Source organism: Delftia sp. K82, assembly GCF_002193035.1.
In the GTDB taxonomy this organism is placed as follows: Bacteria; Pseudomonadota; Gammaproteobacteria; order Burkholderiales; family Burkholderiaceae_C; genus Comamonas; species Comamonas acidovorans.
Window position 1 is genome coordinate 382,018 of the sequence record NZ_MYFL01000003.1, and the last position, 11,674, is coordinate 393,691.

Sequence of the window (11,674 nt, forward strand, 5' to 3'; positions counted from 1 at the left end):
CCTGTCGCCGCCGCGCACGCCGCGCCCATGTCACGCCCCTCTCGCCAGGCCCTTGCCTGGCTTTTCGCGCTGGGCCTGCTGCTGGCGCTGTCCCTGGCCAGCCTGATGGTGGGCGCGGGCGACATGCACTGGAGCGTGCTGTGGTCGCGCAACGAGGACGACCTGGCCAGCCAGGTGCTGGTCTACAGCCGCGTGCCGCGCACGCTGGCCCTGGTGCTGGCCGGCGCATCAATGGCGGTCTGCGGACTGCTCATGCAGATGCTGGCGCGCAACCACTTCGTGGAGCCTTCCACCGTGGGCACGGTGGAGTCGGCCAGCCTGGGCATGCTGGCCGCGTTCCTCTGGGTGCCGCATTGGCCGGTGATGGCCAAGATGGGGATTTCGGCCGTGGCGGCACTGCTGGGCACGGCGCTGTTCCTGGCCGTGCTCTCGCGCATCCGGCTGCGTTCGTCGTGGATGGTGCCCCTGGTCGGCCTGGTGCTGGCCGGCGTGCTGGAGGCAGCCGCCAGCTTTCTGGCGTTGCAGTTCGACATGATGCAGGCGCTCAAGTCCTGGTCCAACGGTGATTTCTCGCTGGTGGTCCAAGGTCGCTACGAGTTGCTGTGGCTGTCGCTGGGCGTCACGGCCCTGGCCTGCCTGGCGGCCGACCGTTTCACCGTGGCGGGCCTGGGCGAGAGCTTTGCCACCAACCTGGGCCTGAACTACCGGCGCCTGGTCTGGCAGGGGCTGGTGGTGGTGGCCGTGGCCACCTCGGCCGTGGTGGTCACGGCCGGCAGCCTGCCCTTTGTGGGCTTGATCGTGCCCAATGTGGTGCGCCTGGTCCTGGGCGACAACGTGCGCCGCAGCGTGCTGTGGGTGGCGCTGATCGGCGCGGGCCTGACCGTGCTGTGCGACCTGGTCGGGCGGCTGCTGATCGCTCCCTATGAAATCCCCGTGGGCACCGTGCTGGGCGTGCTGGGCAGTGCCCTGTTCCTGGCGCTGATCCTGCGCCGCCGCAAGGACCGTGCATGAGCAGCCTGCCGCAATCCGTTGCTTCCGATGAGCTTGCAGCGCGCAGCTGGGGCCATGGCGCGCGCCTGGCGCTGCTGGGCGCGCTGGCCCTGCTGTGCCTGCTGGCCTTCATGACCGTGGGCGTCAAGACCGACTGGGCCTTCGTGCTGGAGCACCGGGGCGCCAAGGTGCTGACCATGGCGCTGGTGGCCTGTGCCATCGGCCTGTCCACCGTGGTGTTCCAGACCGTGTCGCACAACACCATCCTCACGCCTTCCGTCATGGGGCTGGATGCGCTGTACCTGTTCGTGCAGGCATCCATGGTGCTGATGCTGGGCGCGGCGGGCATGTCCGCCATGGGCGAGGTCGGGCGCTATGCGCTCAACATCGTGCTGATGATGGGCTTCAGCGTGCTGCTGATGCGCTGGCTGTTCGTGGGCCATGCCAGCAGCCTGCACCTGATGCTGCTGGTGGGCATGGTGGGAGGCATCTTCTTTCGCAGCCTGGCCGGGCTGGCCATGCGCGTGCTCGATCCCAATGAGTTCACGGCGCTGCAGGACCGCATGTTCGCCAACTTCAACGCGGTGAACCTGCAGCTGCTGCTGCCGTCGCTGCTGCTGATCGCCCTGGGCAGCGCCTGGATCTGGCGCCAGCGCCGCGTGCTGGACGTGATCTCGCTGGGGCGCGATGCCGCCGTCAGCCTGGGCCTGGACTACGAGGGCCGCGTGCTGCGGCTGCTCGCCGTGGTGGCCTGCATGGTGGCCGTGTCCACGGCCCTGGTCGGCCCGGTGATCTTCTTCGGCCTGCTGGTCAGCAACATGGCCTATCACGCTATGGGCACGCGCCGCCATGCCTGGGTGCTGCCTGCGGCCGTGCTCTGGGGCTGCGTGCTGCTCATGGGTGGGCAGGTGCTGCTGGAGCAGCTTTTTCAATTCAATACCGTGCTGAGCATCGTGGTGGAGTTCCTGGGTGGAATCGTCTTCATCGTGCTGCTCATGCGCAAGGGGACCCAATGATCGAGGTGCGTGATCTGCTCAAGCGCCATGGCGGCACGGCAGTGCTGCAGGAGCTCAATTTCGATGTGCCCGAGCGGGCGCTGACGGCCATCATCGGGCCCAACGGGGCGGGCAAGTCCACGCTGCTGTCCCTGGTCAGCCGCCTCATGCCCATCACGGCGGGCAAGGTGCGGGTGGCCGGCCTCGACGTGGCCACCACGCCCACCGAGGCGCTGGCGCGCATCATGGCCATCCTGCGCCAGGACAACCAGAGCACGCTGCGCCTGACGGTGCGCGACCTGGTGGGCTTTGGCCGCTTTCCGCACAGCAAGGGCCGGCTGGGCCCCGAAGACCTGCGCCATGTGGACGAGGCGCTGGAGTACCTGCAGCTCACGCCGCTGGCCGAGCGCTTTCTCGACGAACTCTCAGGCGGCCAGCGCCAGCGCGCCTACATCGCCATGGTGCTGTGCCAGGACACGCCCTTCATCCTGCTGGACGAGCCGCTGAACAACCTGGACATGGCCCACGCCGTCAGCATGATGGGCCTGCTGCGCCGCGCCGTCACCGAGCGCGGCAAGACCGTGGTCATGGTGCTGCACGACATCAACTTCGCCTCGTGCTACGCCGACCACATCATCGCGCTCAAGGACGGCCGCCTGGCCGTGGCGGGCACGCCGGCCGAGGTCGTGCAGGACGAGGTCCTCAGCACCCTCTACGGCATCCCCGTCAGCGTGCACGAGGTCAAGGGCCGCAGGCTTTGCCATTACTTTGGTTGAACATGCGGCGTTTCGGGCTTGGCACTTGAACCTGGCGCGGCCTGAGGCGAGGGACACCAAGCAAGGGCCGCCCCGCCGCGAGGGTGTCGTCCCCCTCCCCCGCGAAGCGGGTAGAGAGGGGGAAGCGGCGTAAGCCGCTCAGGGGGTGCTTCTTTTCAACAGCATGGAATCGCCATAGCTGAAGAAACGGTACTCCTGCGCAATCGCATGGCGGTACAGCGCCATCACCTGCTCGTAGCCCGCGAAGGCGCTGACCAGCATCATCAGCGTGCTCTTGGGCAGGTGGAAGTTGGTGATCAGCAGATCGACCACCTGGTACTCGAAGCCGGGCGTGATGAAGATGCGCGTGTCGCCGGAGAACTGGCCTGTCTGGGCCCAGGACTCCAGCGTGCGCACCGTGGTCGTGCCCACGGCGACGACGCGGCCGCCGCGCTGGCGGCAGCGTTCCAGCGCAGCCAGCGTGGCCAGCGGGATCTCGTACCACTCGCTGTGCATCTGGTGGTCGGCCAGGTTCTCGGTCTTCACGGGCTGGAAGGTGCCGGCGCCCACGTGCAGCGTGACGCTGGCGCGCTCGATGCCGCGCTCGGCCAGGCGGGCCAGCACGGCGTCGTCAAAGTGCAGGGCGGCCGTGGGCGCGGCCACGGCGCCGGGGCGGGCCGCGAAGACGGTCTGGTAGCGCTCGCTGTCTTCGGCGGCGTCGGGGTCGTTGCCTGTGTCCTGGTGGCGCTCGATATAGGGCGGCAGCGGCAGGTGGCCGAACCGCTCCATCAGCTCGTGCGGCGTCTCGCCGCGCGGGCCTTCGAAGCTCAGGTGGAACAGCGGGCCGTTCTCGTCGGGCCAGCGGCCGCGCAGCACGGCGTCGAAGCCGCCGCGGTTCTTGCCGCCGCACAGGTGGATGCGCGAGCCGGGCAGGGGCTTCTTGCTGACGCGCATGTGGGCCACGACATCGTTGCCTTCGAGCACGCGCTCGACCAGCAGCTCCAGCCGGCCGCCGCTGGCCTTCTCGCCGAAGATGCGCGCCTTGAGCACGCGCGTGTCGTTGAACACCAGCAGGTCGCCGGGCTGCAGCAGGTCGGGCAGCTCGTGGAAGATGCGGTCGGTGGGCGGGGTGGCATCGCCGCGGCCGTCGAGCAGGCGCGAGGCGCTGCGCTGGGCGGCAGGATGCTGGGCGATCAGGTTCTCAGGAAGCTCGAAGTCGAAATCGCTGAGCGAAAACACACGGGACAGGGAGGACATGCAGTGCTTGAGGGCCGGACAGGGCCCGTTCCAAGTTCGTTGAACGGAAGTCCGCCATTGTCGCAAACCCTGGGGTCATCCCCGGAATTTCGCGGCGGTCACTTGGCCATCTGGGCCTGTGTCTGGGGCTGGCGCTCGAACTCCAGCCACAGCGTCTCCAGATCCGGGAAGTCCCAGTTCACCGGGTCCTCGCGCGCGATGATGCGGTCGTTGCCCTGGCTCTCGGACAGGTCCTCGATCTCGGGCGTGATGCGGCAGGCCTGGCGCAGCGAATAGAACACCTTGACGCGAGGTGCCAGCAGGCTGCCCGGCGAGGCATCGACCACGACGGCCAGGCGCTGCGAATGCAGGCGCACCAGCGAGCCCAGCGGATAGATGCCCACGGTTTGCACGAACTGCTCGAACAGCCGCTTGTCGAAATGGCGGGGGCTCCACTCGGCCATGCGCCGCAGCGCCTCCGAGGGCGGCCAGCCCTTCTTGTAGGGCCGGTCCGAGGTGATGGCGTCGTAGACATCGCAGATTGCCGTCATGCGCGCCAGCAGGCCGATGTCGCCCTGCTGCAGTCCGTCGGGGTAGCCGCTGCCGTCCACCTTTTCGTGGTGGTGCAGGCAGGCATCGATGACCTCGTCGTCCAGGCCCAGCGGGCGCAGCAGCTGCTCGCCATGGCGTGGGTGGGCACGCATCAGCGCCCATTCCGCATCGTCCAGCGGCCCGGGCTTGTTGAGCACGGCAACCGGGATCGCGGTCTTGCCCAAATCGTGCATGAGGCCGGCCATGCCGGCCTTGCGCAGGCTGTGGTCGTCCAGGCCCATGCGCTTGGCCAGCGCCACCATCAGCGCGCACACGGCCAGGCTGTGCATGTAGGTGTAGTCGTCGGCCGTCTTCAGCCGTGCCAGGCCGATCAGGGCGTGGGGATTGCGCGCCACGGAGGCCGTCACATCGTCCACCAGCTGCCCGGCGGCCGTGGCGTCCACGGGCCGGCCCAGCCGCGCGTCGCTGAACAGGCGGCTGAGCAATTGCTTGGCCTGCACGCAGGTCTGGGCGGCGCGGCGCAGTTCGGTGGCGGTGGAAATGGGGGCCGTGCTCTGCTCGGAGACAGGGCGGGCGCTGTCCGGGATCTGGTGGCGAAGCTCGTCCTGCGGGTCAAAGCGCAGGCAAGGCACCTGGACACCTACGTCCAGGCCCTTGCGCACGTCGATCCAGACCTCCTGGATGGAGGTGGAGCGCAGGCGCTGGAGGTCGGCCTCGGAGCGGAGCAGGAAACGGGTTCGCCAAAAAGGATGCTCCATCCAGGAGCCGCAGAACTCGTGCAGGAACATGCCCAGAGTGACATGCTGGACATTGATACGCTTCAACATGGCATTCGGTGGCGGGGTAACACTACGTAACGTCAGCGTGCATGGTAGCGGCTTCCCCAGAGACCCGGGGCCTCAAGGGTGCTTTGGGCAAGGGCATCCGGCATGAACGTGGCGTGTTGCCTACACCTGTATATTCATACACTATGCTGCATGCCCGCCCATGTCCATGCGCATGCTCTGAAACAGGATAGCCCATGCCCTTGAACGTCTCCTCTGCCTTCCCAGATCTGGGGCGCGACGCCCCCGGCGGCAAGGCCGCGCGTGCCGGCAAGGGAAAGGCCGCAGGCAAGGGCGGCAAGGCAGCGGACAAGGCGGGAGACAAGCCAGCAGCGCCCGCCAAGCCCGCAGCCAGCGCCGCGCAGAAGGCGCTGCAGAAGATGGGCCTGGTGCGCGACATCGATCTGGCCCTGCACCTGCCGCTGCGCTATGAGGACGAGACGCGCATCACCGCGCTGCGCAATGCCCGCGAGGGCGACACGGTGCAGATCGAGGCCACGGTGACCCACAGCGAGGTGCAACTGCGCCCGCGCCGCATGCTCAAGGTCACGGTGGACGATGGCACGGCCGAATGCGTGCTGACCTTCTTCAGCTTCTACCCCTCGCACCAGAAAACCCTGTCCGTGGGCGCGCGGCTGCGCATCCGCGGCGAGGTCAAGGGCGGCTTCTGGGGCCGGCAGATGCTGCACCCGGCGTTTCGCGCGGCGGGCGGCGACCTGCCCACGGCGCTCACGCCCGTCTATCCCACGGTGGCGGGCCTGCCCCAGGCCTACATCCGCCGCGCGGCGGTCACGGCCATGCTGCGCGCCGATCTCTCCGATACGCTGCCCCAGGGCGAGCATCCGCCCGTGGCGCAGTTCCATGGCAACGGCGGGCTGCCGCCGCTGTTCAGCCTGCGCGATGCGCTGCAGTTCCTGCACCACCCCACGCCCGATGTGGCCCTGGCTACGCTGGAAGACCATTCGCACCCGGCCTGGCAGCGCCTGAAGGCCGAGGAGCTGCTGGCCCAGCAACTATCCCAATACGAGGCCAAGCGCGAGCGAGCGCGGCTCAGGGCGCCCGTGCTGCGCGCCCTGCCCATGGACAGCGCCCAGGGCCTGGCGCGCCAGTTCCTGGACCAATTGCCCTTTGGCCTGACCGGCGCCCAGCAGCGCGTGGTGGCCGAGATCCTTGCCGACATGGAGCGCCGCATGCCCATGCACCGGCTGCTGCAGGGCGATGTGGGATCGGGCAAGACCGTGGTGGCGGCGCTGTCGGCCGTGGCCTGCATCGAGGCCGGCTGGCAGTGCGCGCTGATGGCGCCCACCGAAATCCTGGCCGAGCAGCATTTCGGCAAGCTGGTCGGCTGGCTGGAGCCGCTGCTGGCCCCGCTGGGCAAGCGCGTGGCCTGGCTGGCCGGCGCACAGAAGAAGAAGGAGCGCACCGCCATGCTGGAGCTGGTCCACAGCGGCGAGGCGGCCCTGGTCGTGGGCACGCACGCCGTCATCCAGGACCAGGTGCAGTTCAAGAACCTGGCGCTGGCCGTCATCGACGAGCAGCACCGCTTTGGCGTGGCCCAGCGGCTGGCGCTGCGCCAGAAGCTCGCGGCCTCGGGCATGGAGCCCCATCTGCTGATGATGAGCGCCACGCCCATCCCGCGCACCCTGGCCATGAGCTACTACGCCGACCTGGATGTGTCCACCATCGACGAGCTGCCGCCGGGCCGCACGCCCATCGTCACCAAGCTCATTGCCGACAGCCGCAAGGACGAGGTCATCGAGCGCATAGGCGCTCAGGTCGCGGAAGGGCGACAGGTCTACTGGGTCTGCCCGCTGATCGAGGAAAGCGAGGCGCTGGACCTGTCCAACGCCACGGCCACCCATGCCTACCTGAGCGAGATGCTGCCCGACGTCATGGTCGGCCTGCTGCACTCGCGCATGCCCACGGCCGAGAAGAAGGCCGTGATGGAGCTGTTCTCCGCCGGGGTCATGGGCGTGCTGGTCTCCACCACGGTGATCGAAGTGGGCGTGGACGTGCCCAACGCCTCGCTCATGGTCATCGAGCATGCGGAGCGCTTCGGCCTGTCCCAGCTGCACCAGCTGCGCGGGCGCGTGGGGCGGGGGGCGGCGGCCTCGGCCTGCGTGCTGCTGTATTCGGTGGGAGACAGCGGGCGCCTGGGCGAGACGGCCAAGGACCGGCTGCGCGCCATGGCCGAGACCAATGACGGCTTCGAGATCGCGCGGCGCGACCTGGAGATCCGCGGCCCCGGCGAATTCCTGGGCGCGCGCCAGTCCGGCGCGCCCATGCTGCGCTTCGCCGACCTGGAGCAGGACCTGATGCTGCTCGACTGGGCCCGCGAGCTGGCGCCGCGCATGCTGGAGCAGCACCCGCAACTGGCCCAGCGCCATGTGGGCCGCTGGCTGGGCGGCAAGGCCGAATTCCTCAAGGCCTGATCGGCCCGTTCCATTCCTGTCGGGTGGCTGTGTTACGTATTTTTACGTGTCCGGGCGCTGCCTGGCGGCTGCATCTTCCGCAGGCCTGCAGCCCGCGCCAGACATGGTTTCCACACGCGTTGTAGCCATCGAAATGGAGCGCTTCATGCCGTCCTGGCGGTGACAGCACCGTCCCGTTACGGCATTGAATATTTGTGACCTTTTGGTACATTGAGTCACAAAAAACAGGGTAGCTCCATCCGGGAGGGGATGGCCTGCCAAGCCTCCCCCACGGGGAGGACGGCCGCGATCACTCTTGTGTTGTCCCATTTTTCTGCGAATGAGGAGCTGCCAACATGAATGAAGCCGTTCAAGCGAATGAGATCGTCGAGACCTCCTGGCGCATGGGCCTGGTGGCCCTGTCCTATGGCATTGCCGTATTGGGCTCCTTCGTGGCCCTGACTGCGGCGCAGCGCATCCGGGAACGCGAGGGCATCAGCTGGCTGAACCTGCTGGCGGCGGGCACGGCGCTGGGCGGCATCGGCGTGTGGTCCATGCATTTCACGGGCATGCTGGCGCTGAACCTGGGCATGGGTTCGGGCTACTCCATGGTCGAAACCCTGCTGTCCCTGTGCGCCGCCGTTGCCGCCACCTCGGTGGCGCTGGCCTTTGTCGCGCGGCGGCCCGAAAGCGGGGCGCGCGTGCTGGGCGCGGGCACCCTGCTGGGCCTGGGAGTGGCCTTCATGCATTACCTGGGCATGTATGGCATGCGCTTTCCGGGCTTCATCGTCTGGTCCGTTCCCACCGTGCTGCTGTCCGTGGGCATCGCCGTGGCCGCGGCCAGCGCCGCGCTGTGGCTGTCGTTTCGCACCAGCTCGCCGGGCATGCGTGCGCTGGCCGCTGCCGTCATGGGCGCGGCGGTCTGTTCCATGCACTACACCGGCATGGCCGCAGCGGACTTCGTATGCATTTCAGAGGCACAGCGTTATGCTAGGCCGCAAGGCTTTGCCGTGATCAGCGCCCTGGACCTTCCGGTCTTTACCGTGATCGTGGCCATAGGCCTGGCTGCATTGATAGGCATGGACCAGCTCATGCAGCAACGCGACCGGATGCGCCGGCCGTTGCACTAGGTGGATAAATACAAAAAGCCGGCGGGTCGGGGAGCGCGCAGTGGTCATGCGCGGACGAGGACTGGCACAATCGAATTAGGACAAATCCTAGAACCTGTGCAGGAACTTTTTAGGGGAGCACCCCGGCAAGCGGGCCGCAAGGCCTGATTGCACAAAGGTTCCGGCACAGGTTCTTGGTGTAAGACCATCGTATTTTCCGAGGCTCCCTCCCAGACACAGCTCGCCAATGACACTTACCGAACTCAAATACATCGTGGCCGTGGCACGTGAAAAGCATTTTGGCCGCGCCGCCGAAGCCTGTTATGTGTCCCAGCCCACGTTGTCCGTGGCGATCAAGAAGCTGGAGGAGGAGCTCGATGTCAAGCTCTTCGAGCGCAGTGCCGGCGAAGTGTCGGTCACGTCTCTGGGCGAGGAGATCATCCGTCAGGCGCAAAGCGTGCTGGAGCAGGCCGCCGAGATCAAGGAAATCGCCAAGCGCGGCAAGGACCCGCTGTCCGGCGTGCTCACCCTGGGTGTGATCTACACCATCGGCCCCTACCTGCTGCCTGACCTGGTGCGCAACTCCATCATGCGCACGCCGCAGATGCCGCTGATGCTGCAGGAGAACTACACCATCAAGCTGCTGGAGATGCTGCGCACCGGCGAAATCGACTGCGCCATCGTCGCCGAGCCCTTCCCCGACACCGGCCTGGCGCTGGCGCCGCTGTACGACGAGCCCTTCATGGCCGCCGTTCCAAGCACCCATGCGCTGGCCCAGAAAGACCACGTCTCCACCAGCGATCTCAAGAACGAGACCATGCTGCTGCTGGGCTCGGGCCACTGCTTCCGCGACCATGTGCTCCAGGTCTGCCCCGAGTTCGCACGCTATGCCAGCAATGCCGAAGGCATTCGCCGCACCTTCGAAGGCTCGTCGCTGGAGACCATCAAGCACATGGTGGCCGCCGGCATGGGCGTGACCCTGGTGCCGCGCCTGTCCGTGCCCGCCGATGCGCTGGAGACCACGGCGCGCCGCCGCAAGACCGACGAGCCGCACATCCGCTACCTGCCCATCCTCGAGGACGACGGCTCGGCCCCGCCGACACGCCGCGTAGTCCTGGCCTGGCGCCGCAGCTTCACGCGCTACGAGGCCATCGCCGCCCTGCGCAACGCGGTCTACGCCTGCGCCTTGCCCGGCGTCAAACGCCTGTCCTGATGACCGCACCGGCGCGTGCGCCGGGCCTGCGGGGCCGCTGCGCTTGCGTTATCGTTGCAACTGGCTCCCGGGCGACCTGCCGGGAGCATCTTCCGTTTGTACGAAGCTGAAAGGGATCCCATGGCCAAAAATGCCAGCAAAGACAAGTCCGGTGCAAAGAAGCCAGAGGCCGTGCAGGCCGACAAGGCCGACAAGGCAGTGCAGCCTGCAAAGACCGCACTGGCCGACGTGGCACCGGCGTCCGTGCGCTCCTCCGCCATCCATATCGGCATCAGCGACAAGGACCGCGCGGCCATCGCCAAGGGCCTGTCGGCCCTGCTGGCCGACACCTACACGCTGTATCTGACCACGCACAATTTCCACTGGAACGTCACCGGCCCGATGTTCAACACGCTGCACACCATGTTCATGGGGCAGTACACGGAGCTGTGGAACGCCGTCGACCCCATCGCCGAGCGCATCCGTGCGCTGGGCCATTTCGCGCCGGGCTCCTATGCCGACTTCGGCAAGCTCACCAGCCTGGCCGACGTGCCCCACGACCCGCCCAAGGCCCTGGAGATGGTGCGCATCCTGGTCGCCGGCCACGAGGCCGTGGCCCGCACGGCGCGCAGCCTGTTCCCCCTGGCCGACAAGGCCAGCGACGAACCCACGGCCGACCTGCTGACCCAGCGCCTGACCGTGCACGAGCAGACCGCCTGGATGCTGCGCGCCCTGCTCGAAGACTGATGCTGCGCAAACCCCAGTCTTCCCGCGTACCCACCCTGGCCCGGGAGTGATGCCACCGCATGCTCTGGACCTGGATTGACGCACACGCCGCCACGGGCGGCCTGTGCCTGGTACTGGCCGCCCTGGGCGGCCTTTTTTTCTATCTGCGCCTGCCTGCCACGGCCCGGCTGCGCCACGCAGGCCTGTCCATGCCGCGGGCCGCATGGCTGGGCCTGGCTGCCGCCGGCGTGCTGGCCTTGCTGGCACTGGCCGTGATGGTGCGCGACATGCTGGGCCTGGCCCAGCCCGCAGGCTGCGCCACCTGCACCGACTGGCCGGTGCTCGACGAGGCCCTGCACCTGTGGCTGGCCGGCCATGCCACCGATGCCTGGGTGCGCCCCGTGGTCGCCTTCACCCAACTGGGCAATGTGGCCTGGATGGTGTCGCTGTCGGCCGCCGTGCTGGCGCTGCTGCTGTGGCGGCGCGACTGGCTGCATGCGGCCGCCTGGGTGGTGGCCACGGCTGGCGTGGGCCTGTGGATACGCGCCATCAAGACCAGCGTGGGCCGTCCGCGCCCCGTGGGTGGCTGGGTGCCTGAAGGCGGCTTCAGTTTCCCCAGCGGCCACAGCGCGGGCACCTTCGTGCTCTACCTGATGCTGGCCTGGCTGCTGCTGCCGTACCTGCGCCCGGCCTGGCGCTGGCCCGTGGGCCTGGCGGCCCTGGCTGTCGCCCTGGGCGTGGGCACCAGCCGCGTGGTGCTGCGCGTGCACTATGGCAGCGATGTGCTGGCCGGCTGGCTGCTGGGCCTGGCCTGGATGGCGCTGGTGATCTGTGCCGTGGAGTGGGCGCAAACCCGCGTTGCCGGCAGGCGCTGCTGAGGCGCG

General features: G+C 68.0%; 10 protein-coding genes. 8 read left to right on the plus strand and 2 right to left on the minus strand.

The annotated features are described in order from the left end of the window. Positions 1 to 27 precede the first annotated feature (27 nt). From KDK82_RS18630 to KDK82_RS18640, 3 genes are read left to right on the plus strand one after another with little or no spacing between them, the layout of a single operon-like run. Positions 28 to 1,011, plus strand: a complete 984-nt coding sequence (locus tag KDK82_RS18630) for an ABC transporter permease (protein ID WP_034398095.1) — start codon at positions 28 to 30, stop codon at positions 1,009 to 1,011. Then, entirely contained in the window at positions 1,008 to 2,006 is a 999-nt protein-coding gene (locus tag KDK82_RS18635; RefSeq protein WP_088165866.1) for an iron chelate uptake ABC transporter family permease subunit, read from the plus strand. The genes KDK82_RS18630 and KDK82_RS18635 overlap by 4 nt, the downstream gene beginning before the upstream one ends. Beyond that, positions 2,003 to 2,761, plus strand: coding sequence for an ABC transporter ATP-binding protein (locus KDK82_RS18640; protein ID WP_034389926.1), 759 nt, complete (start codon positions 2,003 to 2,005; stop codon positions 2,759 to 2,761). Before KDK82_RS18635 ends, KDK82_RS18640 begins: the two co-directional genes overlap by 4 nt. 138 nt (positions 2,762 to 2,899) lie before the next feature. On the opposite strand, the gene queA is transcribed toward KDK82_RS18640, so the two are convergent. Next, positions 2,900 to 3,997, minus strand: coding sequence for a tRNA preQ1(34) S-adenosylmethionine ribosyltransferase-isomerase QueA (gene queA / locus KDK82_RS18645; protein ID WP_088165867.1), 1,098 nt, complete (start codon positions 3,995 to 3,997; stop codon positions 2,900 to 2,902). A gap of 98 nt (positions 3,998 to 4,095) precedes the next feature. Continuing rightward, complete coding sequence (locus KDK82_RS18650) at positions 4,096 to 5,355, minus strand: HD-GYP domain-containing protein (RefSeq protein WP_013804466.1); 1,260 nt, start codon at positions 5,353 to 5,355, stop codon at positions 4,096 to 4,098. A 194-nt stretch (positions 5,356 to 5,549) separates the two neighbouring features. Between KDK82_RS18650 and recG the strand changes: the two genes are divergently transcribed. The 5 genes from recG (at position 5,550) to KDK82_RS18675 (ending at position 11,668) form a co-directional block, all read left to right on the plus strand. Further along, positions 5,550 to 7,784 carry an ATP-dependent DNA helicase RecG gene (gene recG, locus KDK82_RS18655; RefSeq protein ID WP_088165868.1) on the plus strand — a complete coding sequence of 745 codons (2,235 nt, stop codon included), beginning with the start codon at positions 5,550 to 5,552 and terminating at the stop codon, positions 7,782 to 7,784. A gap of 335 nt (positions 7,785 to 8,119) precedes the next feature. Beyond that, entirely contained in the window at positions 8,120 to 8,893 is a 774-nt protein-coding gene (locus KDK82_RS18660) for an MHYT domain-containing protein (RefSeq protein ID WP_088165869.1), read from the plus strand. Positions 8,894 to 9,119: 226 nt separating this feature from the next. Continuing rightward, positions 9,120 to 10,085 (plus strand): LysR substrate-binding domain-containing protein, encoded by a 966-nt coding sequence (locus KDK82_RS18665; RefSeq protein WP_013804463.1) that lies wholly within the window; start codon positions 9,120 to 9,122, stop codon positions 10,083 to 10,085. Between the two features lie 120 nt (positions 10,086 to 10,205). Then, complete coding sequence (locus KDK82_RS18670) at positions 10,206 to 10,811, plus strand: Dps family protein (RefSeq protein ID WP_088165870.1); 606 nt, start codon at positions 10,206 to 10,208, stop codon at positions 10,809 to 10,811. A gap of 59 nt (positions 10,812 to 10,870) precedes the next feature. After that, complete coding sequence (locus KDK82_RS18675) at positions 10,871 to 11,668, plus strand: phosphatase PAP2 family protein (protein WP_088165871.1); 798 nt, start codon at positions 10,871 to 10,873, stop codon at positions 11,666 to 11,668. Positions 11,669 to 11,674: the final 6 nt, after the last annotated feature.